The 24,973-nt window shown below is 47.0% G+C and carries 19 protein-coding genes; 5 read left to right on the plus strand and 14 right to left on the minus strand.

Annotated elements, in window-relative coordinates; genetic code table 11:
* Positions 1–126 precede the first annotated feature (126 nt).
* Positions 127–1,188, minus strand: a complete 1,062-nt coding sequence (locus QL234_RS16755; RefSeq protein WP_281558964.1) for an MBL fold metallo-hydrolase — start codon at positions 1,186–1,188, stop codon at positions 127–129.
* A gap of 168 nt (positions 1,189–1,356) precedes the next feature.
* Here QL234_RS16755 and QL234_RS16760 point away from each other — a divergent pair, with 168 nt between their 5' ends.
* The gene (locus tag QL234_RS16760) at positions 1,357–1,965 is read left to right on the plus strand and encodes a TetR/AcrR family transcriptional regulator (protein ID WP_281558965.1); all 609 of its coding nucleotides are present in this window, start codon (positions 1,357–1,359) and stop codon (positions 1,963–1,965) included.
* A 102-nt stretch (positions 1,966–2,067) separates the two neighbouring features.
* Here the strand turns inward: QL234_RS16760 and topA are convergent, their stop codons facing one another.
* Positions 2,068–4,755: a type I DNA topoisomerase gene (gene topA, locus QL234_RS16765; protein ID WP_281558966.1), complete on the minus strand. Its 2,688-nt coding sequence runs from the start codon at positions 4,753–4,755 to the stop codon at positions 2,068–2,070.
* Between the two features lie 540 nt (positions 4,756–5,295).
* Here topA and QL234_RS16770 point away from each other — a divergent pair.
* The gene (locus QL234_RS16770; RefSeq protein ID WP_281558967.1) at positions 5,296–6,402 is read left to right on the plus strand and encodes an arginase family protein; all 1,107 of its coding nucleotides are present in this window, start codon (positions 5,296–5,298) and stop codon (positions 6,400–6,402) included.
* A gap of 81 nt (positions 6,403–6,483) precedes the next feature.
* On the opposite strand, the gene QL234_RS16775 is transcribed toward QL234_RS16770, so the two are convergent.
* Positions 6,484–8,739: an Ig-like domain-containing protein gene (locus QL234_RS16775; protein WP_281558968.1), complete on the minus strand. Its 2,256-nt coding sequence runs from the start codon at positions 8,737–8,739 to the stop codon at positions 6,484–6,486.
* Positions 8,740–8,909: 170 nt separating this feature from the next.
* Here QL234_RS16775 and QL234_RS16780 point away from each other — a divergent pair, with 170 nt between their 5' ends.
* Positions 8,910–10,241, plus strand: coding sequence for a dicarboxylate/amino acid:cation symporter (locus QL234_RS16780; RefSeq protein WP_281558969.1), 1,332 nt, complete (start codon positions 8,910–8,912; stop codon positions 10,239–10,241).
* A 133-nt stretch (positions 10,242–10,374) separates the two neighbouring features.
* Here the strand turns inward: QL234_RS16780 and QL234_RS16785 are convergent, their stop codons facing one another.
* From QL234_RS16785 to QL234_RS16805, 5 genes are all read right to left on the minus strand, one after another.
* Positions 10,375–12,288: a hypothetical protein gene (locus tag QL234_RS16785; RefSeq protein ID WP_281558970.1), complete on the minus strand. Its 1,914-nt coding sequence runs from the start codon at positions 12,286–12,288 to the stop codon at positions 10,375–10,377.
* 230 nt (positions 12,289–12,518) lie between these two features.
* Positions 12,519–12,932, minus strand: coding sequence for a glutaredoxin family protein (locus QL234_RS16790; RefSeq protein ID WP_053042984.1), 414 nt, complete (start codon positions 12,930–12,932; stop codon positions 12,519–12,521).
* A 256-nt stretch (positions 12,933–13,188) separates the two neighbouring features.
* Complete coding sequence (locus tag QL234_RS16795; protein WP_281558971.1) at positions 13,189–13,845, minus strand: thiopurine S-methyltransferase; 657 nt, start codon at positions 13,843–13,845, stop codon at positions 13,189–13,191.
* Positions 13,846–13,876: 31 nt separating this feature from the next.
* Positions 13,877–14,920: a protease SohB gene (gene sohB / locus QL234_RS16800; protein WP_281558972.1), complete on the minus strand. Its 1,044-nt coding sequence runs from the start codon at positions 14,918–14,920 to the stop codon at positions 13,877–13,879.
* 229 nt (positions 14,921–15,149) lie between these two features.
* Positions 15,150–17,591 (minus strand): VolA/Pla-1 family phospholipase, encoded by a 2,442-nt coding sequence (locus QL234_RS16805; RefSeq protein WP_281558973.1) that lies wholly within the window; start codon positions 17,589–17,591, stop codon positions 15,150–15,152.
* Between the two features lie 272 nt (positions 17,592–17,863).
* Between QL234_RS16805 and QL234_RS16810 the strand changes: the two genes are divergently transcribed.
* A complete protein-coding gene (locus tag QL234_RS16810) occupies positions 17,864–18,601 on the plus strand; it encodes a YciK family oxidoreductase (RefSeq protein WP_281558974.1) in 738 nt (245 codons plus the stop codon).
* 171 nt (positions 18,602–18,772) lie between these two features.
* On the plus strand, positions 18,773–19,396 hold the full coding sequence (locus QL234_RS16815; RefSeq protein WP_281558975.1) for a hypothetical protein: 624 nt from the start codon (positions 18,773–18,775) through the stop codon (positions 19,394–19,396).
* A gap of 115 nt (positions 19,397–19,511) precedes the next feature.
* Here QL234_RS16815 and fadD read toward each other — a convergent pair whose 3' ends face one another.
* The 6 genes from fadD to tsaB all read right to left on the minus strand — a co-directional run bounded on the left by fadD (position 19,512) and on the right by tsaB (position 24,952).
* Complete coding sequence (gene fadD, locus QL234_RS16820) at positions 19,512–21,167, minus strand: long-chain-fatty-acid--CoA ligase FadD (protein ID WP_281558976.1); 1,656 nt, start codon at positions 21,165–21,167, stop codon at positions 19,512–19,514.
* 322 nt (positions 21,168–21,489) lie between these two features.
* Positions 21,490–22,353, minus strand: a complete 864-nt coding sequence (locus tag QL234_RS16825; RefSeq protein ID WP_281558977.1) for an alpha/beta hydrolase — start codon at positions 22,351–22,353, stop codon at positions 21,490–21,492.
* Positions 22,354–22,386: 33 nt separating this feature from the next.
* Positions 22,387–22,980, minus strand: coding sequence for a Slp family lipoprotein (locus QL234_RS16830; protein ID WP_281558978.1), 594 nt, complete (start codon positions 22,978–22,980; stop codon positions 22,387–22,389).
* 40 nt (positions 22,981–23,020) lie between these two features.
* Positions 23,021–23,740, minus strand: a complete 720-nt coding sequence (locus tag QL234_RS16835; RefSeq protein ID WP_281558979.1) for a M50 family metallopeptidase — start codon at positions 23,738–23,740, stop codon at positions 23,021–23,023.
* Positions 23,703–24,167 carry a hypothetical protein gene (locus tag QL234_RS16840; protein ID WP_281558980.1) on the minus strand — a complete coding sequence of 155 codons (465 nt, stop codon included), beginning with the start codon at positions 24,165–24,167 and terminating at the stop codon, positions 23,703–23,705. Before QL234_RS16840 ends, QL234_RS16835 begins: the two co-directional genes overlap by 38 nt.
* A gap of 89 nt (positions 24,168–24,256) precedes the next feature.
* Positions 24,257–24,952, minus strand: coding sequence for a tRNA (adenosine(37)-N6)-threonylcarbamoyltransferase complex dimerization subunit type 1 TsaB (tsaB, locus tag QL234_RS16845; RefSeq protein WP_281558981.1), 696 nt, complete (start codon positions 24,950–24,952; stop codon positions 24,257–24,259).
* Positions 24,953–24,973: the final 21 nt, after the last annotated feature.

Raw genomic sequence — 24,973 nt, forward strand, 5'->3', positions numbered from 1 at the left:
GCTTTGAAATATTGAACTCAAATCAGCGTACACTTTAAGGCTTTGCTTTAAACCACAGAGCAATTAAAAGTGAATCCCGTGCATGGTACGGGATTTACCGACAAAAGTTCAATACTTTCCATTTTACTAAAGCGCAGCGCTTACCTGAATGTCCGCCGCTTCCCGCCACCAGGGCGAAGTCGTATATAACTCCTGCAGAGGCAATGCCTCACCTATCATAGGAGTCACCAGCGGCACCCACTGCGCTTGTGCCAGCTCGGCCAGACGTTCCAGTGGCTCATACCAGGCATGCAGCGCCAGGTCAAAGGTGCCATTATGCACTGGCATCAAAGCCTTGCCGCGCAAATCCAGGTGCGCCTGCAACGTCTGCTCCGGCGTCATATGTACCTCAGCCCAGTCTTTATCGTAGGCGCCGTTTTCCATTATTGTCAGGTCAAAAGGTCCGAAGCGCTCACCTATGGTTTTAAAGCCATCAAAATATCCGGTATCTCCGCTAAAAAACAGCTTATGCTGCTCGCTTTGGATAACCCAGGAGGCCCACAAGGTTTCATCTCTATCCGTGAGGCCGCGTCCGGAAAAATGCTGTGCCGGTGTCGCGGTCAGGGATAAGGCGCCAAGTTCGATGTTCTGCCACCAATCCAGTTGATGGATTTTTTCCTGCGCAATCCCCCATTCTTGCAAATACTTTCCCACCCCTAGCGGTGTAACAAAATGCTCTACCCTGTCGGCGATAGCTTCAATTGTTTCCCGATCCAGATGATCATAATGGTCATGTGAGATGATCACCCCTTGAATGTTAGGTAAGTTATCCAGCTCAAAAGGCAAAGGGTGAAAACGCTCCGGCCCTACCCAGCTAAAGGGGGATGCCCGTTTCGAAAAAACCGGGTCTAATAACCAGATTTTACCACTGAAGTTAAGTAACAGGCTTGAGTGTCCCAAACGGTATATTTCCGGTTGTCCTTGCTTGCCTGTTAAGCTGTCCATATCGATATTCACCAGCGGAATAGGCTTTTCAGGCATAGCGGCATTACTCTTATCAAACATATATCGCCAGATAATTTTTGGTAATTTGGCTAAACCTGCCGCGGAAACATTATCACCATTTTGAAACTTTCCCTGGCGAAACTGCGGTGACTGCTCATAACCGCTATCCAATGATTGTGTGCTACAACTACTCATAGTCGACATAACAAGTATCCCAATAACTAAACAAAACAACAGGCCGAAGGATTTCAGCATCATTAAATCCCCAAAAGCATCAAACAAGTAAACTACACTGTGCAGTGTACATTAATTCATTTTAAAAAGTAAACTAGTTAGTGTAAAATTGTGTTACGACTTTTTATAGAGACGGTTATGGAAAAGAAAATAACCCAAAGCGAACGTAAACATGCCGCAATTATTGCCGCGGCGATCGAGGAATTTAAAGACAAAGGGTTTCGGGCCACCAGCATGGACAGCCTCGCGGCCAGAGCACAAGTGTCCAAACGCACCGTATATAATCACTTTGCCAGCAAAGAAGTCTTGTTTCAGGCAATTGCCCAACAGATGTTTGATCACTCGGCGCAGGCGACCAGTGTCCGCTATCAGAGCAACTTGCCATTAGCACAGCAGTTGCTGGAGTTTTCCGATAAAGAACTGGATTTACTGGCCTCGGAGCATTTTAGGGCGCTTGCCAAAATCATGATTGGCGAGTGTATCCATTCCCCCGAGTTAGCTGCCAGTACGATGGCACAACTTAACGAGCAGGAATTGAGTTTAGAGCAGTGGATACGTGACGCGGTAGCAGATCAAAAATTAAAACCGGTCGACCCTGCCTATGCCGCCGGCCAGTTTATTGCCCTGATCAAGGCAAACGCTTTCTGGCCACAAATCACCATGGGGCAAGCCATTCCGGATACAAAGCAAAAACAACAAATAGCCCAAGATGCCGTGGGCATGTTTCTCGCCTATTACGCCCGCTAGCCCTCCCCTCTTTATGGGATAGCACTTATAAAATAACAAAGTCCACAAACAGAAATGCCGGTCAATTTGACCGGCATTTGTCATTTAAAAAGCTTTTTCACATTAAGCTTTAGCGGCAGTGGCTTTTGCCTTCGCTTTGGGCTTAGCCGCGCTTTTCTTTTTGGCGGCCGCTTTCTTCTTCGTCTGCTCTTCCACCCATTTGCCGTCGATATATTTCGCTACCCAACCGGTCGCCTTACCCTCGACTTCCGTCATCACGTATTGCTCTTTGGTTTTACGGCTGAAACGCACTACGGCTAAATTGCCTTCAGGATCTTTTTCCGGCGCATCCGCCAGGTAATAAAACTTGGAAGAAATACGATCCCTGAACCTTTGTAGCTCCGCCACTTTCGGTGCACGGGTTTCCCTCGAGCGCGGGAAAGTACTGGCAGCCATAAAGATACCAGCAGCGCCGTCGCGAAGCACAAAGTGGGCATCGGATTGCTCACAAGGCAATTCAGGCAATTGTACCGGATCTTCTTTCGGCGGCGCGGCTTCACCATTTTTCAATAACTTACGAGTATTTTTACATTCCTCGTTAGTACAGCCGAAATACTTGCCAAAACGTCCGGATTTCAATTCCATTTGCGAGCCGCAGCGATCACATTCCAGTACCGGGCCGTCATAACCCTTGATCTTAAAGGTACCCTGCTCAAGTTCATAACCGTCACATACCGGGTTATTACCACAAACATGTAATTTACGGGTTTCATCAATTAAATAGCTGTCCATCGCCGTCTGACATTTAGGACAACGGTGCATGGCGCGCAGCGCTTCGGTTTCCTGATCTTCCGCCAGCACACTCACCGCTTCTTCACCCGAAGTCAGGTTCATTGTGGTGGTACAGCGCTCTTTTGGCGGCAAGGCATAACCGGTACAGCCCAGGAACACCCCGGTAGAAGCAGTTCTTATACCCATTTTACGGCCACAGGTAGGACAATCAATATCCGTGGTGACCGGTTCATTACTGGGCATACCGCCTTCTTCTGCGGGTTTATCCGCCAGGCTTAATTTATCGGTAAAGTTCTTATAGAACTCATTTAGTACCGTTTTCCAGTCAATTTGCCCTTCGGCAATTTCATCCAGCTCCTGCTCCATATTAGCGGTAAAATCAAAGCTCATCAGTTTTTCAAAGCTTTTCGATAAACTGTCGGTGACAATTTCACCCATTTTTTCCGCATAAAAACGCTTTTTATCCAGACGCACATAACCGCGATCCTGGATGGTGGAGATAATAGAAGCATAAGTTGAAGGACGACCGATTGAACGTTTTTCCAGCTCTTTAACCAGGGATGCTTCACCAAAACGCGCCACAGGCTTAGTAAAGTGCTGGGACGGAGTCAGCTTGTCCAGGGTTAATACTTCGCCCACGGCAATATCCGGTAAATGGGTATCATCGCCTTTAGATAACTGCGGATGAACCCGGGTCCAGCCGTCAAACTTCATCACCCGGCCCTTGGCTTTTAAGTCAAACTTATCGGCACTGACGGTCAGGGTGCTGACATCATAACGGGCAGCTGTCATCTGACAGGCAACAAACTGGCGCCAAATCAGATCATAGAGTTTTTTGGCATCGGCTTCCATATCTGACATAAAGGCCGATTCCAGCTTGACATTCGACGGGCGGATCGCCTCATGCGCTTCCTGAGCCCCCGCTTTGCTGCCGTAGGTTTTTGCCTTTTCCGGCAAATAGTTTTCACCAAAACTTTCGCTGATATAGTTGCGGCACATCTCAACCGCATCTTTACTCAAATTGGTTGAATCGGTACGCATATAGGTAATATGACCGGCTTCATATAATCGCTGTGCCAACCCCATGGTACGCTTAACGCCAAAACCTAAACGGGTACTGGCGGCCTGCTGTAAAGTAGAGGTAATAAAAGGCGCTGAAGGCGTACTTTTCGAAGGCCTGTCTTCACGCTTACTGACGCTGAACAGGGCACTTTCCAGTATTGCCTGGGCTTGTTTTGCCTCGGTTTCGTTGGTCGGCTTAAAGGCCTTGCCGTTTTCGTGGGTAACGTCAAGGTTAAGCAGCTGTGCATCACTTGTACGGGTATCGGCATTGATTTCCCAAAACTCTTTCGGGATAAAAGCCTTGATTTCCCGCTCCCGCTCGACCACCAGCTTAACGGCAACCGACTGCACCCGGCCGGCAGATAAGCCGCGGGCTACTTTTTTCCACAACAGCGGACTGACCATAAAGCCGACAACCCGGTCAAGAAAACGTCTTGCCTGCTGGGCATTAACACCGGGCATACTGAGTTCACCCGGGGTAGAGAATGCCTGTTGAATGGCATTTTCAGTGATTTCGTTAAACACCACGCGCCTGAACTTTTCGTCACTGCCGCCGATGATTTCTTTTAAGTGCCAGGCTATCGCTTCTCCCTCGCGATCCAAATCGGTTGCGAGATAGACAGTATCTGCCGTGTCAGCGAGTTTTTTCAGTTCATTGACCACTTTTTCCTTGCCGGGAAGGATCTGGTAATTTGCCTGCCAGTCTTTTTCAGGGTCTATACCCATACGGTTAACTAAGGCCTGCTTGTCACGTTTTTGCCTGTATTTCGCTTTCGCTTCCGGTGACATTTTGCGCACTTCGGCGGGAGATTTTGCAGCAACTTTTTTACCGGTACTGCTGGTCGGCAAATCACGGACATGACCGACACTTGACTTCACAACAAAGTCTTTACCAAGGTATTTGTTAATTGTCTTTGCTTTGGCTGGTGACTCGACAATTACCAGAGATTTTGCCATATACTTTTTAATTCCTGATGAGCTGGCGACATTGCCGCCAAAATTCATGGTGTAGACCACTGAATGCTAAAAAATCTGTCTAACTTTTTTCAACCATGAGTGATAAATAAAATTTGCGAATACCCCTTAACTAACGAGAGCAAAATTTCTAATGTAAAATTATCTGAATCAAATTACCCGGTTAAAGTAACGATATGATTAAAAATCATATAAATAATGTAACTCGTTATCAGTAACTCTATTAGTACCTCATATAAGTAAGTACTAGATATATATCCGTAATTATGCAAAGTGACAAGTAATTATTTTTTAATATTCGCCTATTTTCTGCTTTTCGTTATAATGTTGCCAGTATTTCCGGCGCAATCATAATAGACTTTGCGGGAAAACTTAAGAGGCGAATCACAATAAAATCAATTCAACCTGCTTTTTCTGATAAAAAACAGGTGAAGTAACAACGCCAGCCCCCTAATCCACGTTTTAACAAGACGACTATCACTTGTGAATAATCGCAGTTAAATTAATTGAAAGAGAAATGATATGACAGCGTTATGGCCTGCATTACAACAGAAACTTCAACATTGCTTATGCCCCCCGGGAAATGGTGTTTTTACCGTAAATACAGCGAAAGAACGCAAGGAACAACTGCACCAGAAATTATTCGGACAAAGCGAGAATATTGACTCCTTATGGCAAACCTCGTTAACCGGACTGCCTGAAAGTTCAAAAGCCGTGATCATGGGCATCGCCTCAGATTGTGGCGGCGGCATCTTACGTGGCGCAAACTGGGGGCCTTTGTTCCTGCGCAATACTCTGTTAAGCAACTACCCGCAACTATCCGCCTTTGATATGGGGGATATCCGGGTCATTCCTCACCTGCTGCATGATAAATATTTAAACGAAGCAACAATCGCCAACTGCCGCAAAGCGTTATACCAGGATGAAAACAGCCCTTATGCGGTCAGTCCTTTATCCCTGACCGAAGATGTGTTGCATGACTTCTACCAGACTTTCCCGGAGAAAGGCATCTTTGGTATCGGCGGCGACCATTCCATCAGTTACCCGTTAACCAAAGCTTACCTGCAGGCGAAAAAAGCCCAGGGCAAACGTGCCGCCATCATTCATTTTGATGCCCATACCGATCTGCTGGTAGAGCGCCTGGGGATTGACTTATGCTTTGGCTCCTGGTGTACCCACATCCTGGACGACTTACATGCCAACAACCACTTGATTCAGGTGGGGATCCGCTCAAGCGGCAGACCTAAATCCCACTGGGAAGGTACGTTCGGCGTGAAACAGCACTGGGCCCATGAAGTACGTGAAAACGGTGTCGATAAGATCATCGCTGATATCCTTGCCCAGCTGGAAGGGGAAAATATCGATGAGTTATACGTCAGCTTTGATATCGATGCTTTGGATGACAGCGTCGCTTCTGCTACCGGCACGCCTGAGCCGGATGGTTTGTATCAGGAAGAAGCCATGAAAATCTTAAAAAGCCTGGCAGCGGTTTATCCTATTACCGGCGGCGATATGATGGAAATTGCTCCTTTTACCGACAGCTCTGGCTTAGGGGCGAGCAGCGCCGAGAAAACACTTGCGGCGGGCGCAGAAATATCCGCATTCTTACTGAACGAAATAGCAAAATAACAGACAAATTTCGGCAGGTTAAATAAAAGGCCAGTGCTTAATGATAAGCACTGGCCTTTTTAATAACTCAATAGCCAAAAATTAATCGGCATTAGTACAGTCTGACAGAGCGCCGAAAGGACTGTTCAGGCCAACGCCCGAAACAGGCGGGATAATGTCTTCGCTTAAGAGGTCAACACCAGACATAGGTAAAGTAAATATGGTCTGGGTAGAGCTTTCAGTGCCATTCACCTGAGTCGACAAAATAAGTCTGATATCAATCCAATTGCCAAAACTTTGCGGATAGATAATATCAATAACCGCCCCTCCCTGACTGTCCGTGGTTACCTCCCCCTGGGCAGCAACCACATTGCCCGGGGTTAACAGGCCGTTGCCGTTGGTGTCTTCACCGGGATCTAAAATACCATTTATATTGGTATCTTCATTGACGCAGGGAAAGCTATCTGAATAGGTATCTGGATCCGGCCCGTTGGTTTTCCAGGTAACGAATTCACCATTTTCAAAGAACTTAACCCAGATCCCCTTATAAAATCGCTCGGGAATCGCCGATACCGTCAGATCGACATTTTCCACCGGATTGGAGTCGATATCGGTAACAAACACTGAAAATTGCTTGTTATAGCTGGTACTGTCGATTTCAATGATTTCATTACCCGTGCCTATTGCGATAAACACCTCCCGGTCCGCCACGGTTAAGGTGACGGTATCCGTTTTAGCGGGGTTGTCCCGCACTGTGGCCTGCACTGAGACATCATTTTGTGCAGAGACATTATTTGAAGTATAAATCGTTGAGGCACTGCCGTTACTGTCAGTAATGGCACTGGCAGGAAAAATCGTACCGCCATTGGTATCGGTGAGCGTGAAGTCTATGTCTTTATTTTTCACCAGGTTGCCATTGGCATCTTTAACAATCACAGATATGGTTGAGGTTTGCCCGTTCGGTCCCACCGAGTTGGGTAGTGCCTGGGCAACTATGGTATCGACTGACTCGGCAATAAACTCAAACTCCAGCTGGTTATTCAAAACGATATCATCGTCCGTGCCGGTAAAAGTCACCAGGGCCTTACCGGCATTATCTGAAGTCAGGGATGCCGTTACCTGGCCATTGACGGTAGTCGCCGATGATGCCACCAAACTCCCCCGGGTAGAAGTAAAATTCACCTGGGTGCCATCCGGCACAGCAACCCCGGAGCGTAACCAGGTTAAGGTTAAAGAAGCGCTATCAGAAAGCAATACATCCGGAATGGTCACCGCCGGCACTGCAGAAGGATCAACACTAGTGCCGTTACCATCATCAAAAGTAGTAAAGAGGAAGGAATCTCCCTGCACAGCGACATTTTGACTCACGGTCGCCCCAAGGGATGTGGCGATAATGCTGTTAGTGCCGCCGGATATCCCGGTCACCTCTACCGAGGTTTGCCCGGTAAAATCTGTAGTGACGGAATCGGCGATGGCAAGCTGGGCCACCGCCCCTGCCGGCGTTTCGGTAGAAGTATTGGTCAGGGATAAGTTCACCTGGGTATTGGCAATGCCAATACCATCAGAGTCCAACACTTTGATAATATAGCTATTATCATCATCTATGGCTAATGAAGTTGAACCGGTTAAACTGACCGTTGTACCCACTACCTGGACACTGACGCTATCGGTAATAAAATTACTGCTGGCGGTGGTGGTAATAATCCGGTTCGTCGGTTCGTTTTCGGTTTTCAGGGTCGCCGTTGCCTGGCCATCCGCCCCGGTAATGGCATTGACAACCTCAATTTGCCCGGAATCGGCGGTAAAGGTGACATTAACGTTATCAAGCAGGTTATTATTGGTATCTTTGGCAATGGCGGTTAAGGTAATGCTTTGCGCGCCGCTGGAAGCGATTTGCTGGCTGCTGGCAAATAAACTGATATCGGCCAAGTCCGGCAAGCCGCCGGTATTGCCGTCCCCCTGGCTGGTAAAGCTGATATTGGCCGGATCCACCTCGGCTACTGTGGCGGTAACCTGACCGGCCCCGGCCGTTTCTCCGGCATTTAAAATAATGGTGGCTTCGCCGTTAGACTGAGTATTGGCGGTACCGATTTGTGGATTAAAAAAGGCTAAATCGGCATTATCCAGGGTAAAGGTCACCAGTTTTCCGGCTAAGGCGGTATTGCCCTGTTTGACCGTGGCGGTAATGGTTGCCGGATTTTGCTCAGAAACCATTTCACTGGAAATGGCCAGGGTTACCGTGATTTCGTCCGGGGTTTCCCCACCTCCCCCTCCGCCATCGTCACTTAAGCTGCCCCCACCGCAGCCCATTAAGATAATGAATAACGCAAAACAGCTAAAACCTTGATGCAGTTTCATAAAGTCCCTCATTAATTTTTATTGTAAACCCTCTTTAGCTTAGACCCATATAAGGCAAAACGGCAGAAGCAGACCAAAAAAAGCCTTAGTGGTAAGGTTTTTAAAAAACTCATTACCTGTTAATCTATGCCCACGATAAAAATAATACGCCTTAAATAAACAGGACAGCTGTGAAACATACAAATTTAACCACTCGTATCGTCATTGCTATGATTGCCGGTATTATCACCGGCGCCTTTTTGCAACTTATCATGCCCAACGGCTCCGACTTAGTTATTCCCCTCTATCTTTTTGACTTTTCCGTCAGGGGATTTTTCGTTGACGGCGTTTTTGAAGTCATCGGACAAATCTTCGTCGCCAGTTTACGCATGCTGGTGGTGCCCCTGGTTTTTGTCTCGCTGATCTGCGGCACCTGCTCGCTCAAAGATACCAGTAAACTGGGACGCATCGGCGGCAAGGCCATAGGCTTATACCTGATGACCACGGCTATCGCCATCAGCTTTGCCATGTCGCTGGCGTTATTTGTCAGCCCGGGTGAAGGGGTCAATATGGCCTCAGAAACCACCTTTGCCAGCAAAGAAGCCCCTTCATTGGCTCAGGTACTGATCAACATGTTCCCCAGCAACCCCTTTGCCTCTTTTGCCCAGGGGAATATGCTGCAAGTCATTATTTTTGCCTTACTCTTTGGTATTGCCATTGCCCTGTCCGGTCAGGCGGGCGAGCGGGTAGCGAAAATATTCACCGATATGAACGAAGTGATCATGCGCCTGGTGGCTATTTTAATGAATATCGCCCCTTACGGCGTATTCTGTCTGCTGGCAGGCTTATTCACCGATGTTTCCCTAAAAACCTTTGGCAACCTGCTGGTGTATTTCCTGGTGGTGTTTTTCGCCTTACTGGTACACGGCCTGGTTACCTACCCGGTGATCCTAAAAGTGCTAACCGGTCTGAACCCTTTGGTATTCCTGAAAAAAATGCGCAATACCATAGTCTTCGCCTTTTCCACCTCCAGCAGTAATGCCACCATACCGGTAACGTTAGAGACCGCGACCAAGAAAATGGGGGTGAAAAACTCCATTGCGTCCTTTACCGTACCTCTAGGCGCCACCATTAATATGGATGGCACCGCCATTATGCAGGGGGTTGCCACTGTCTTTATTGCCCAGGTCTTTAATGTCGACTTGAGCATCACTGACTTCCTGATGGTGATCCTCACCGCGACCCTGGCTTCAATCGGCACCGCAGGGGTTCCCGGCGTTGGTCTTATCATGCTGGCCATGGTACTGGAGCAGGTAGGCTTACCGGTGGAAGGCATTGGCCTGATCATCGGCGTTGACCGCCTGCTGGATATGACCCGTACCGCGGTCAATGTTACAGGCGATACCATGGTGACCTTAATAGTCGGTAAAACCGAAGGGGAATTTGAAAAGGATATTTACCTGGACGATAAAGCCGGCACCCAAATAGAAGAAATTGATTTCCACCATTTAAAAGAGCAGTAAACTTTATTGCCCGAACAGGCCGCAATCCTTAAAGGATTGCGGCTTTTTATATGCAGGATATATCTTATGGCCTTCTGGATATGAAAGAGTAACCGGCATTATTCTCAAACCTATCCCCTTTCAACTTATAATCTTAAACCTCTAACATAAACTGATTGGTCTTCAGCAGCTGTGGCGCATATTTTTCCCGCATAAACTTATTGTCTTTAAGCTTATCAATATCTGCAATTATAGTACTGGTTTGACTGGCTTCCTGACTGGTCTTTCGCGATTGATATTTCACTTCTTCGCCATAAAAGGTTTTCGACTCGGTTGTCGTGTCTTTATTATGACTGATATCCTGTGTCCAGATATCTTCAATTAAGCGTAAACTGCTGGTATCAATACTTTCTGTCACGGTTTCCTTACCGGTAGAAATACCACCACCGACATAAGCAGCTGTTTGCTCTTTGCTATCGAACTTTTGCTCTTGGTCCACGGCAACGACATTACCGCCTTTGGTTGCCGCTTTGATATTATATTGCTCAGAGGTATCCAGGATTTTACTGCCGGTCTCGGCGTAACCCCGTAAGGTAGTCACATCATAAGCTTTCGTTTGTTCTACCCCGGTATAATCCAGGCTTTGAGAGCTGCTGGTTTCTTGCTTCAGGGCAAGGTTGATATGACCCTTGTAATCTTCCTCACCGACAACAAAACTGCTGTTAAAGTCAGCCAGCAAAGAGAAACCTTCTTTAAAAACATGCGCTTTATCATCAGCCATGGCCTGATAGCGGGAATCCGTCTCGATCATGTCATTGGTTAACTCTGCGGCCAGCCGGCCTTTATCAGCCGATTCAAGCTCACTAAAGTCCATTTGCCGGGTATGCTGATCTGCCAGTGAGAAAAGACTGGATAAGGCGGTTTTATAACTTTCCAGGGCCGTTGGCGTTAAGGTATTATAGCGGGAAGACTGGCTCTTGCTGACCTCCTCATAACTGTTATCAATAACGTCCAGGTATTGAGCCAACTGGGCTTGATCCAAACGGCCTATGGTTGAACTGTCGATGTCAAAACTGACCTCATGGGCACCGGATGTTATCCAGTCAAGTTTAAGACTCTGCTGCTGATTTTTAGCATCAAAGGCATAGCTATAATCCAGGCGTTCGGTGCGTAAATCCCCCTCACCGCCTTCCCAGAGGCCAATCGATAGATCGACACCGGCTAATTGTTCGGTATCAAAATCCTTTAAAACATCCAGGGTAAAATCATGACCACTGACTCCGCCGCCAAAAATATTGTAACCGGAGGGCCGGTCACCGGGGAAATAGTCATCTGCCAGCTGACCGACCTGGGAAAAGACTCCCTGCAGTGCCTGATACTCCTGCTCCGACAGCTCTCCGTCAACCTCATAGCTGAGCTCAAAGCTGTCCAGGGTATGACCCGATGCTTGTTCATAGCCCTGACTTGAAGAAAACTGAATATCAATCACATCCCCTTCACGGGTTTTTACGCTCAGTTCAAATAACTGTTGATCAGACTCTCCCCGTTCATCCCGGTAAATAGCCTCGGAAAAACTGGTTAATGCCCGTTCTACCCGGTATTCACTTTTACTGATAAAAGATTTCTGCTCCGGCCCCAGCTGGCCCAGCGCCTCAAGAATACCACTGGTATTGCTATAAGCGCTGCGAACATTTTCTGATGCCTGATTAATAATTTCGGTTAATTCGTCGGCATTGCTGCCCCGTTTCAAGCCATGCTGAACATTGCGGGTAACAAAATGCACTGCCAGTTCTTCGGCTTTGGCATCATAGCCGGGAACAGCGGTTATCTGCTCCTGAGATATAGTGCTTGCGTTTGAAAATTCCTGCTGCAACTGCTGCTTTAACAGCTTATTGACCGCCTCATACTCCTCAATGGCGCTGATAAACTTTTCCCTGGTCTGTACAGATATTGCACCATTATTCTGGCTATTCACAGACAGCTCGCCAGTAGCAGCAAGTGATGAAATTTGACGCTGAGGATCACTTAAAGCAGGGTTAAATATTAACGTATCAAGCGAGGTGTTCATTGCCATCCCTGGTGAAACTAAAAATGATTCGGTTAGTTTCTATATCGGCAACAACATTGAAAACATTAGATATTTTTCATCACATTACCAAGATAATTCCATCAAAATCCGCCCTATGCTCTAAGAGGGCAATATACTTAAGTGCAAACAAGAAAGGGATAGCAAGGGTTGGGAGTGTTTTCCTAATACAAACAGATCTTTTTTAAGAAAACACTCAATACAGGCAGGAATTACAGCAAGTTATGCTCGCCAAGCTCCTGTTTAATTAAGCCTAGATTAAAACCGTTAATAATTTTATTGCCGATTACAATTTTAGGAACGCCGGGTTGGCCTATCGATTGATATAGAGAGTCAATCTTGTTATCACCAAGTTCAATATCCCGCTCCAGGAAGGCAATATTATTCTTGTTTAAAAACTCTTTCGTTTGTTTACAGAAGCCACACCACTGGGTGGTATAAACCACAACCTTATTGCTGACATTGGCAAAATGCTCCCGGGTATCTGTTTCTATATAGGCAGGGACCTGGTTATACCACTCCCAGGCACTTTTCCCCGCCAGGCCGAGACCTAAACCTAGCCCGATGATCAGTACGTAACTGGCCACCTCTTTCACTTTACCCAGAAAACTGCTTTTTTCGCTCATCAATATTGTCCTTATTGTTATTATTTCCAATGCAGCCAGATTAAAAGAAGAACACACAGAGATCAATAGCAAATAAACAACTGTTTTACTTTTAATTAACCTTTTTATTTACTTTAAATGAATAATAAAACGAACTCACTGAGCAATTTCAGCCAAATACCTGGCCAAAGACAATGAATAAGGAAGGATTATCTCAGTAAAAGGATAACGGCGATAAACGCGCTTGCTGTTAATCTTTCTGCGCCATCCCAAGCGTTTAATAACTGATCAGGTATAAGGTTTCTGCCAGGGAGCTGACATCAAAGGTACGTTGGGCAAAGCGTTTATCTTCATGAGGTAAGGTTGCCAGTTTCTCAATTTTAAGCTTTTTATTGACAGCAAACAAACGCCGTAAGTCTTGTTCAAAAACCGGGAAAGGAGGTCCCTGCATTTCTTCACAAGGATATTCTACCGACACCAGTAATATCCGGGTATCTTCCGTCATAAAGCTCAGCAGCTTATCAACATAAGCTTGCTGCATCGCTTCGGGCAGAGCAATAAGCGCTGCACGATCATAAATCCAGTCGACCCCGGACAACAGCTTTGGCGCAAGCTTAAAGAAATCTCCCTGCCACAGATTCAGGTTATCGTAGGAAAATAACTGAAAATCCCCTTCACGCCGGCTTTGATAGGGAATGTCTTTTTCCTGAAAAAAGTCCCTGCAGGCGATTTCACTGAGCTCGGCGCCACTAACTTGCATGCGTTCGGCAAGCCAGGCCATGTCCAGCGATTTACCGCATAACGGCACCAAAACATGCTTGTCTTCATCCCGTAACAGCTTTTCCAGGTAACGATTTAAAAATGGATGGATCTCCTGCTGATGGAAACCCAGGGTATTACGCTCCCAACAATTATGCCAAAAGATCTTATCCATCTTAGTTCACCTGCTGCTCAATAGACCTAAATTAACCGGGAAAGATACGGTTGTTTTGCCACAATTTACCGATAACATTTTCAATTGAAAGCGAAGCGGCTTTGGTAAGCTTTTCCGCAAAACCTTTGCGGGTTTCAAATTTTATTGCCACCACCTTACGCTCTTTACTGGCAGCCTGCAGGTAATCGTCGCTGGTTTGGATCTCATCCACTAACCCCAGCTCTTTTGCTTTCGTGCCAAACCAGTGCTCGCCTGTGGCCACCTTGGCAACATCCAAGCTTGGTCTGTGCTCGCTAACAAAGTCCTTGAATAACTCATGGGTTTCTTCCAGTTCTTCAACAAACTTTTCACGGCCTTTTTCAGTATTCTCACCAAACATGGTTAAGGTGCGTTTAAACTCACCTGCGGTCAGCTGTTCAAATTCAACATCATGCTTTTTCAGCAATTTATTAAAGTTAGGCACTTGGGCAATGACCCCGATAGAGCCTAAGATGGCAAAAGGAGCAGAAATAATTTTGTTGGCAACACAGGCCATCATATAACCGCCGCTGGCGGCTACCTTGTCCACGGAAACCGTCAGCGGGATATCGTTTTGACGAATGCGATCAAGCTGGGATGACGCCAGGCCGTAACCATGCACCATGCCGCCGCCACTTTCCAGGCGAACAAAAACTTCATCTTCTTTAGTGGCCACAGATAAAATGGCACTAATTTCTTCTCGCAGGCCTTTTACTTCGCGAGCATCCAAACTGCCGTTAAAGTCAACCACGAACAGCCTGGGCTCTTGCTTGGCATCTTCATCTTTAGCAGCATTTTTTTCTGCTTTGGCTTTTTCTTTCGCCTGTTTTTTATCGGCTTTTTCCTTTTTCTTCAATTCTTCCTTCGACAACAGCTGATGGGTAATATCCTGCTCAACATCTTCAAACTCAGCAGACAGATCCGTGATCTCCAGCTCTCCTTTTTTATGTTTTTGCTTAATGGCCGTAGCAGTAATCGCCACTAAAATGGCCACCACCGCCAACACTAAGGTCACGGTTTTGGCTAAAAACATGCCGTATTCGTACAAAAAATCCAAAATGACTCTCCCGGGAGTAAAAATAAACCAATCAAACCCGGCGAGGTTTGATTGCTCAGGTAGTAATTAACACTGATTTTACACGAAAAGCTAGCGCTGAAAACGCAAAAAACACAAATTTTAACAACTGATTTTGCCTTGTTTTGCCCCGCGCGTACAGCAGCTGAATTTCAGCTACAAAAAAGCCCTCAAAAGAGGGCTTTTTCAACAACATAATTATTTAAATGAATTATTGCTTAACAACATCAGCATCGTTAATGCTGACCGCTTGTCCTTTCGCGGCAAAGAAGCTGACCACTTGTGTCTGCATTTCTGTGGTTGCCCGGGCACTTAATTCAACCGAAGGTGAAGCTGTAGCATCAGCACTCGGGTTTAAAATAGAACCATGGTGGCCATTAAGGAAACGGACCGCGCCTGAACCTGCGGTGGTTTCACTTACCGCAGGTAGTTCAAGTAAACGAATACCTGCTTCTGTACCTGCTAACGGCGAGCTGGACACAGTATTCGGGATCACTTGATCCGACAGGTTATCACCGCCGTCACCGACAACCTCAATCACATGGGTTGGCGTCGCCGTAGCTTTCATGGTTGTGGCATAGTTCACCGGGTCACCTGAGTCTGTTACCGTCTGTGCAGCAAAAGCAAACGAAGCAAAACCGGCATCAAGCTCAGCACGCTGGGTATCATTTAACACATTGTTATAAAAAGCCAGGTAAGATTCGATTAAAAAGTCTTCCCATTCAGGTGAAGTACTGGTGTAACCATTGGCATTTACCGCTGCCACATAACCCTGGAAGTCCGTTGAGCTGGCATAGGTTAAACCGGATTTAATGGTATCTTTAAATGAACCGGACTCAAGCAGGAAGTTCGCGACACCCACACCCGGCATTGCCAGAGAGTTGGTACTAATGGCAAATGAAGGATCTATGGCTTCATTTAAAGGCGCATTGGCTAATGCAACTAAATTGATACCGGTAATTGCCCCCAGGGAATGCCCCAGGAAGTGCACTTCACTGGTGTTAATGTTAAGTTCAGGGGTAAAAGCTAAGGTATTCAAGCCTAAACGTAAACCCAACATATCAATAGAGCTTTGACGCAGGTTATCACGTGTGGTTAACAAGCTTCCCAGGTTCATGTAATGGGTAGCAGAGCCTCCCATTCCATCTGTGGCATTGATATCATCACTACCGTCTCCGTCAAGGTCAAAGCCACGGCTGCCGTGCAACGGATGATCGATAGCGACAGTGGCAAAACCGTTAGATGACAGCGCACCTGTGATCAATAACATATCTTCTTTTTTAGAGGTAATGCCATGTTGTAAGATCACTATAGGCCAGCCGCCTTCCGGCATCACATAGTCTGCGGACAGACCTTGCAATGCCCTAAGTTCATTGATCTTGTCAACATCCGGTGTTGTCAGCTGCACATCAAGTGCCATGGTGGCTTTAGGGGCCGGTACCGGGCTGTACTTGGTCAGGTTTCTTTCTGTATCCAGAGCCATTATTGAGCTCAAGTCACGCAAACCCGGAGCCGCCAGGCCGGCCGCATCAGAAACCGCCATACAAGCAGCATCATTGGCATCCAATGCCCCCTCAGGAATGGCATCCGGATTCGATGCCGCCAGACCCGCCAGCATAACACCTGAATCACATAAACTTGTCCACCACTCGTTTACCGGCGCCATAGGATTATCGGCACTAGGCACACCTGAGTAGTAAGGTAGGGAAATACTACCACTGTATAAGTTGGCGGTATCAAATAAAGGTTTTTGCGTGGCGCCGATAATGCCTGCACCAGATAAAAAATCCCCTACTGAAATGCCTTGATCCGTCACGGCAATCCCCGGTACAACACCTTCGGCTGCATTAGCGGCCAGCAATTGCTTGGCGGTAAATAATACATCTGTGGTTGACTGAGTCGTCATGGCCATAGTGTAGATCAGGGAATCACGATCGGCGCCTGCCGCCACGATGGCATTTTCATAACTGTTAACCGCTGCCTGTAAACTCTTCTGCGCATCTGTGGCTAACGGCTGGGTAGCAAGATCTTGCTGAACCAGCTCATAACTGCTGGAGCCAAGCACTGACTTACCGCTGTCATCCTGAATATTTTTAGTTAGGGCAACCACATAAGTGGTTTTTCCCTTCAGGGGATTTACCGGAATGATAGCAATACTGTTGCCCGATGCCTGGGCGATAAAGTCGGTGCCAAAGCTCAGTTCATTCACGACTTTACAGGCTAATCCAAGGGAAAGACTGGTACAGTCTGCATCGCTGGCATCGCCGCCCATCACCATCTCATAAACTTTTACCGAGTCAGGAGAAAAAACACTGTCACCGTCAAGGCCTCGCCCTTCCGGGAAATCAATGGCGATAGTAAAAGGGTTAATTGTCGACCAGCCATCAAGAGCACTCATGGCAACAAAAGGATCTGAGCCGTCGCTGGCATCTGTCACAGGTAAATTCAAGGTGCCGTCAGTCGTACCGGAAAAGAGTAAGTCGTTTGGTACGGAGACCACACCAGCAGTGGGATTGAAGGAAATTCGGCTATTGGCAGGAGCCACCGTGTTATTCTCTGCTGTTTCCTGTATAACATCAGAGTTGGATTCGCTGCCACAGCCACTTAAACCAAGTGCGCTGCAAATCGCGAGACTAAGTACTAGCTTTTTCATTATTTCTCCCCAAGGACTAGTCTTCTTTATTTTTATAAATTTGTACTTGTTAGTATCGTTTTAGTTTCTTTTTGCCTGATGTCAGTCAGAAACTAACAAGTTAGACCAGTCAAACTTAACCTAAGATTTGCCAATGTGCTAGCGGTTTTTTTGATTTATGTCTGATTTTGCTGATATTTGCTTACTTTTAACCGTCTTAGCACAATTTTAGCTCGTCAGCATCGCCTGCAAAGAGTAAAATCACGCCATTGTTTCGCAAAAACTCATTATTCATGTTCGATTATCAAATTAAAGAAAATAGCCTGACAGACAAAACCATACTGGTAACAGGTGCCGGCGACGGCATAGGACGACAGGCCGCCCTGACCTATGCCGAGCTTGGTGCCACCGTAATTTTATTGGGAAAAACCGTTAAAAAGCTTGAAGCGGTATATGATGAAATCGTCGCACTTGGCTATCCCGAACCTGCGATAATCCCGCTGGATATGAAAGGTGCTACCAGACAAAACTACATTGATATGGCCACCACCATTTCACAGCAATTCGGTAAACTCGACGGCGCCCTGCTCAATGCCTCTATGCTGGGTGAATTGACTCCTTTTACCCAAATTCACGAGCAAATCTGGAACGATGTTATGCAGGTCAATGCTACCGCCCAGTTTCTGATGAGCCAGGCCCTGATAGCTCCTATGCTACTAGCCCCTAATGCTTCCCTGGTCTTTACCAGCTCCAGTGTCGGCAGTAAAGGCCGCGCCTACTGGGGACCTTACAGCGTTTCGAAGTTTGCCACCGAGGGCCTGATGGAAGTCATTAGCGATGAGTATGAGACTTCCAGTCTGCGTTGTAATGCCATCAACCCGGGGGCTACCCGCACTAATATGCGCGCCAGTGCTTTTCCGGCCGAAGATAAGAGTCAGCTGCGTACAGCCAAAGAAATCATGCCGCTTTATGTTTATCTGATGTCAGACGACAGTAAAGATATTACCGGCCAGGTATTAAAGGCCCAATAACACGGCTGCAGACTCCTTTGCGGGCTAAATTCGCCTTTAGTCCGCATAAGCAAAATCAATGTTTCCTCAGCCCTTACTCGTCCTACCAGCACAATATTGACCTTTCATTTACACAAGTGATACATTCCTTGGCGCATACCAATCTCAGTATGTTTCAATAAGGAAGTTAAAATGAAAGTACTAAGCTATTTACCACTGGCTGTCAGCCTGTTTGCTGCCAATGCCAATGCCGGCGATACTACGGTTGTTTTTGGTGACCGTTATACCTTCACCGAAGCCGACTTCACCTTCACTGCCGGCCAGCCAAACCCTGCTTTCCCGGAGTGGGGACAAATGACAAGCGATGAATATGTTGCAGAATTTCCAGTCAGGGGAGACGATGGCCAAACCTTATTATTTGATCTGGATGCAGACGTATGGGGCTACGGTTATCAGGCAGATCAGGCCTTATGCCCTTATATCGTTGATGGTGTCATACATTACCGTGAAATGGCGCCACTAGGTGATATCTGCATTTGGGGAAGAAAAACCGTTCCGGGAAAAGACTTCAAGTACAGTGCAAGTGTCAATATTAGCTGCAGTGATATGCCGGTCGGTGTCGATATCGACAACAGGAATGAACGTCTCGAGGATTATGTCGCAATGACCAATACTTATCGTGGCGTACGTTTAAGGGTTGACCAGCAAGGGGTTTATAACGGTCAATGCAAAACAATGAAAATAGTCGTAAGGCCCGGATTGAATCAGAAAATTGATCAAATCGACATGGATTTATTCTTTGGCTCACCTTTTTAACCATGCAGATAAGCGGCACAGTGGGCTGCGCTCCCCTGAATATCCCCGTTTCTGAGCATAAAAAAGCCGGCATCTGCCGGCTTTTAAATATCTGCAAAGGTTTTTGTCGTTACGATTAACGTAACTCTCTTCTTAAAATCTTGCCGACATTGGTTTTCGGCAATTCGTCTCTAAACTCAACCAGTTTAGGCACCTTATAGTTGGTCAGGCGCTCACGGCAATGGCTGATGATTTCCGCCTCTTCCAATGCGCCGTTTTTACGCACCACGAAAATCTTGACGATTTCACCGTTAACTTCGTGCGGTACACCCACGGCAGCCGCTTCCACGATACCGTCATGCTCCATAACCACTTCTTCTACTTCATTAGGGAAGACGTTAAAGCCTGATACGATGATCATATCTTTTTTACGGTCAACAATAGTGAAATGACCGGTTTCATCCATAGAGGCAACATCCCCGGTGGCAAGCCAGCCGTCTTTTAAAATCTCAGCGGAGGCGTCGGGGCGGTTATAATAACCTTTCATCACCTGAGGACCTTTCACCCACATTTCACCAGCTTCACCGACAGGTGCTTCGCTACCGTCTTCCAGCATGATTTTAACATCGGTCGAGGCTGCCGGTACGCCAATAGTGCCGTCATAAGCCTCTTGGTTATAAGGACTCAGGCTCACCATAGGCGCACATTCCGTCAGGCCGTAACCTTCCAGTAAACGGGATTTGGTTACCTGCTGCCAACGTTCGGCCACCGGTCTTTGTACCGCCATGCCGCCGCCTAAAGACAGTTTCAATTTGCTGAAATCAAGATTACTGAAACCCGGAGTATTGAGTAAACCGTTAAACAGGGTATTTACCCCGGTCAGGGCGGTAAACGGATATTTTGCCAACTCTTTGACAAAGTTAGGCATATCCCTGGGGTTAGTGATCAATAAGTTAGTACCGCCTATGGTTAAAAACATCAGGCAGTTCGCCGTTAACGCGAAAATATGGTACAGGGGTAAGGCAGTAACGATCAGCTCCTGCCCCTCGTCCAGCAGTGGATTTAATGCTGCTTTGGCCTGTTCCAGGTTAGCGACCATATTGCGGTGGGTTAACATCGCTCCTTTGGAAACACCTGTGGTACCGCCGGTATATTGTAAAAACGCCAGGTCTTCACCGCTCAGCTCAACCGGGCTGAAAGTCAAGGTGGAACCTTTTATCAGGGCTTTATTAAAGCTGTGGGCATTTGGCAAATTAAACGCCGGTACCATTTTCTTAATGTATTTGACCACAAAATTAACCATACCACCTTTGACTTTGCCCAGGCGATCGCCAAGAGCAGTTAAGATGACATGTTCAACCGGGGTATTGTCGATCACCTGCTCCAGGGTATGGGCAAAGTTTTCAATGATCAACATGGCTTTTGTGCCTGAATCTTTTAGCTGGTGCTCCAGCTCACGTGCGGTATACAGCGGGTTCACGTTAACGACGGTTAAACCGGCAAGTAAAGCACCAAACAAGGCAATCGGATATTGCAAGCTGTTGGGCACCATAATGGCGAATTTATCGCCTTTCTTTAAGCCTAAATCTTGCTGCAGATATGCGGCAAAAGCTTTCACCTGACCTTCTAATTCACTGTACGTGATTTCAGCACCCATGTTAATAAACGCCGTGCGCTGTGCGTATTGCTTGACGTATTTATTAAACATCTCGACAAGTGATGCATACTTGTCCGGGTTTATTTCAAACGGAACTCCTGGGGGATAACTTTTCTCAAGCCATATTTTTCCCATGGTGCCTCTCCTCTTTCTGAAATTGGTATTTATGGCCGTTATTGTTTTGATAGTATCAATCTTAATTGATTCGGCCATAAAGGAAATTGAGTCAAATAAAAACCTGAGTTTTTACTCGAAAGTTCAGCATAATTTCATATTTTTTAACAAAAGCCCAGCATTTTGTCACGAAAATGAATAAAATTGCGAAAATAACTAATAAAAATGGTTATAAGATAACTCATGTTTGTTCCATTAAACATCAATGTCCTCCTGACATCTGGTTGACTTACTATAAAGAAGTTTCGGTAGATAAACACCCGGTAAATTTAGCCCAATGCCCTTACCTTAAGTGTATAAACGCTAATATTTTTTCTGCCGTTTGCTGCGGCTGCTCCATATGCACATGATGCCCGCCGGGCAGTGCATAAGAAGTAAAATCCTTAAACATGGGGCCGAAATGTTTGAGGCCCGAGGCGACAAAATCCATGCCCTGTTCACCGTAAATAAGCTGCACCGGCACAGTTATATCCGAAATCAACTGCTCCGCCTGCCCCAAAGTTAACCGATAAGGAGAAATCATGCGCAAGCGGCTGTCGGCACGCCAGGTATAACCGTCCCCGGTTTTTTTCAGCCCCCGTTTTACAATTAATGCGGCATCCTGGTAACGCAAGTCCGATACCGCGACCCGGGCCTGAATGGCAGACTCCTCATTGGTATGCAGGTTTTTCTGCTTTTTTTTGCCCTGCAAGCGGCTGAGCATGCCCTGACGCAGTTGCTTGGTGGTTTGTTCTTCATTGGCATTGATAAAACCGATAGCATCGATCAAGGTCAGGGATTTTACTTTTTCCGGAAAAGTCGCGGCAAAGGCAGAAGCTATCATGCCGCCCATAGAATGGGCGACGATATCGACAGCGCCCCAGCCATTGGCTTCAAACAGCTGCAACAGATCATAAACCCAGTCGATAAAATGGTAGTAGGCGTCAGCACTGCGGTGCGTGGACAAACCGTGCCCCGGCCAGTCGATGGCAATCACCCGCTTGCCGGGTAAATAAGGCATCAGCGGCAGGAAACTGGCGGCATTGTCGAGCCAGCCATGCAGACATAAAACGATATCGTCCTGAATATCACCACAGGTCAGACCATGCAATTCCAGCTGCCCGAGATCGTAACAGACCTGAGCCGGGTCTTTGATGTCTTGTGCCATTATTTTCCTGCGAGTTTATCCTGAAGTAATTGCTTATCTTGTCTTTTTTTGTGTCTTATTACCAGCGGAAGAGGATTTTTTTCCGTTAGACGACCGGCGGATCACCACAGGGTGATGACCATAAGGGTTATAATGATGCCAGTATGACGGCGTATGCCAGAACGGGTTTTGCACCAGCATCACATCCGCCTGCTGGATATCTTTCCATAAATGCACCGCATCAGCTTTAACGACAGGGTACTGATAAGGATGTTCACCGATAGTGCCTGACTCGGGCGCGGCAATATTGCCCACCACAGTGATGCTTTTGCCTTTTTTATAAATCATGGGATCAAGCAGGCCCGGATAATAAACCCGAAACCGGCCTAAGGTTTCATCTTTTTGTTTCGGGCGCGTGGAAGGACTCAGTTCAAAGTGCACCACTTCAATGCGGGTGCTGTCCTTAAGGTTGTCCACCTTGGCAATCACCCCGCCCCAGCGCGCCTGGGCAACAGCATCGCTATAGCTTACCGCCAGCGCGTCCTTATAATTAGTCAGCGGAGTATCGGGTGCCAGTTGCAATTTTTCCGGAATTGCCGAGCACGCCGTCAGTACCAGCGCGCTAAAACATACAAATAATTTTTTCATGCCTGAGATCCTAGTTATTATTCTGGCTGTCATGTCTTGCTTATGTAGACTTTCTTGCCAACAGCAGCGCCATAGCCAAAGCGGAAGCCGACCATATGCCGACCCAGAGTATTTCCGGCAGCAAGGTCAAATCAGCTAACGCCGCACCATCGCCGATATTGCGGCCGTCGATTAAATAAAACGGGCTAAATAAACTGTTTAATAACACGATGGCGCCAATAAGCTTCATTATCGCCTGCAAATATTTTAATTTCGGCAATTTAACCGTTAACACCAGCAGGACCAGCAATACGGTTAAAATAAAAAAGGTCAGCAGATCCCGCACCCAAAACACCATAGAGCCAAGCAGCAACAGCACAAGAAAAGCAGAAAATACCTGGGCAATACGTTGATGCTTATCTGCCAGGGAATAAATCAGGCCGCCCCAAAGGATAGCCCCTGCATAACCGAAGAAGCTGATCAAAAAAGCGCTGCCCCCCCGGGTAGTGCATAAACCGGCGCCGTTGGGATATAACTCGATTTGTACTATCATCCCGCCGGAAAGCAGTGCGGCTATGCCATGACTGATTTCGTGAAAATAGGTTTCCAGCCACTTAAAGGGAATGGAAACCAGCGGTAATTCCCGGATAAGGGCGGCTGCCAATAAAAATAACCAAAATTGATATTGCCGGAAGAAAGAGGATTTGGATGCTTTTTTTTCTAAAGAGGCCGAAGAAGATAAATCAGGCAAACAGGTCAACCCCGAATAACTGCTGAACATTATCCCGCTGGGCGATATTATTCACCGATTGATATGCTGCTACCGCACTCAGATTTTGGTTAGAGGGCCGGTCATATGTGGCCCCCTGGCTATTCTCAGAGGAATCTGAAAAGAGTTGCAGTTGAGCACCCTGTCCTGATGCTTGTCCTGCGTCTTGCCCTAAGAATTGCTCCGCGGCCTGCTGCCGGTCAAGTCCCTGACTGCCTTGTTGCTGCGCCTCCTGCTCAAGCAGTGCTATCGCCTGTTCGTTAACATCGAGACGACCGCCCTGCCCCGGACTTTTGCGTGTTTGTTCAAGCTGTTCACCCGTACGTTCAAGCTGTCCGGAACCCCGCACCTGCTCAGGCTGAGCTTGCGTTGTCCGGTTGACCCGGGTAAAGGTAGGGGTAATTGAGTTTGAATTTACTACTTGCATATTGGCTAACATATCAAAAAATCACCAAAGGACAAAGTTTTTCCTTTGATTTGCGGTATTTTTATTTGCCTTTTTCAATTTGCGCTTTTAGCAAAATGTGCTTATTCCCTGCCCGGCAGTTTTTTCCAGGAGACCGTATCCCTGACATAAACAGGTTGTGCCTGCTCGGCACTGACCTGTTCGCCACGGGCAAATGCCGCAGCACCGATCGCCAACATAGCCTCGGCAGCCGGGAACAAAACCTCCGGTGAGCCGGTATTGGTTTTTAAGCCCGTTAATTTTTCCTCATAGGCATCCCATCCGGTACCGACACCGTAGGCGCCCTCACTTAATCCTGCTAGATGTCCACCAACCTGCTCCGGGGGTAACACCGCATCATCAAGTTTTGCCTGCATAATGCCGTCGCTGCCGGCTTCATAATAACCCAGGTAAACTTCAGACATTCTCGCATCTATGGCGGCAATCACCTGCGTTTGCTGGTGATTGTTATAGGCAAGCTGTGCCATCGCCTGCAGGGTTGATACGCCAACCAAAGGCAAATTAGCAGAATAAGCCAGCCCCTGGGCAACCCCGATACCGATGCGTACCCCGGTAAAACTGCCCGGCCCCTGCCCAAAGATCAAACCGTCCAAATCTTTTAATTTACAACCTGCTTCGTTCAGCACCTGATCCACCATAGGTAATAACTCTAAACTGTGAGACTGGGGACAAAGCTGATAACGGCTCACTACTTTGTCGTTGTATTGCAGTGCGACCGAACAGGCTTCGGTGGAAGCATCAATTGCCAAAAAATTCACTTTCTATCTCTCTTAAAACTA

The organism is Thalassomonas sp. RHCl1, assembly GCF_947387555.1.
In the GTDB taxonomy this organism is placed as follows: domain Bacteria; phylum Pseudomonadota; class Gammaproteobacteria; order Enterobacterales; family Alteromonadaceae; genus Thalassomonas.

Coding starts and splice junctions, on each gene's coding strand:
- QL234_RS16755 (WP_281558964.1), bottom strand. CDS start 1,188: ATGTCGACTATGAGTAGTTGTAGCACACAATCATTGGATAGCGGTTAT.
- QL234_RS16760 (WP_281558965.1), top strand. CDS start 1,357: ATGGAAAAGAAAATAACCCAAAGCGAACGTAAACATGCCGCAATTATT.
- topA (WP_281558966.1), bottom strand. CDS start 4,755: ATGGCAAAATCTCTGGTAATTGTCGAGTCACCAGCCAAAGCAAAGACA.
- QL234_RS16770 (WP_281558967.1), top strand. CDS start 5,296: ATGACAGCGTTATGGCCTGCATTACAACAGAAACTTCAACATTGCTTA.
- QL234_RS16775 (WP_281558968.1), bottom strand. CDS start 8,739: ATGAAACTGCATCAAGGTTTTAGCTGTTTTGCGTTATTCATTATCTTA.
- QL234_RS16785 (WP_281558970.1), bottom strand. CDS start 12,288: ATGAACACCTCGCTTGATACGTTAATATTTAACCCTGCTTTAAGTGAT.
- QL234_RS16790 (WP_053042984.1), bottom strand. CDS start 12,932: ATGAGCGAAAAAAGCAGTTTTCTGGGTAAAGTGAAAGAGGTGGCCAGT.
- QL234_RS16795 (WP_281558971.1), bottom strand. CDS start 13,845: ATGGATAAGATCTTTTGGCATAATTGTTGGGAGCGTAATACCCTGGGT.
- QL234_RS16805 (WP_281558973.1), bottom strand. CDS start 17,591: ATGAAAAAGCTAGTACTTAGTCTCGCGATTTGCAGCGCACTTGGTTTA.
- QL234_RS16810 (WP_281558974.1), top strand. CDS start 17,864: ATGTTCGATTATCAAATTAAAGAAAATAGCCTGACAGACAAAACCATA.
- QL234_RS16815 (WP_281558975.1), top strand. CDS start 18,773: ATGAAAGTACTAAGCTATTTACCACTGGCTGTCAGCCTGTTTGCTGCC.
- fadD (WP_281558976.1), bottom strand. CDS start 21,167: ATGGGAAAAATATGGCTTGAGAAAAGTTATCCCCCAGGAGTTCCGTTT.
- QL234_RS16825 (WP_281558977.1), bottom strand. CDS start 22,353: ATGGCACAAGACATCAAAGACCCGGCTCAGGTCTGTTACGATCTCGGG.
- QL234_RS16830 (WP_281558978.1), bottom strand. CDS start 22,980: ATGAAAAAATTATTTGTATGTTTTAGCGCGCTGGTACTGACGGCGTGC.
- QL234_RS16835 (WP_281558979.1), bottom strand. CDS start 23,740: ATGTTCAGCAGTTATTCGGGGTTGACCTGTTTGCCTGATTTATCTTCT.
- QL234_RS16840 (WP_281558980.1), bottom strand. CDS start 24,167: ATGTTAGCCAATATGCAAGTAGTAAATTCAAACTCAATTACCCCTACC.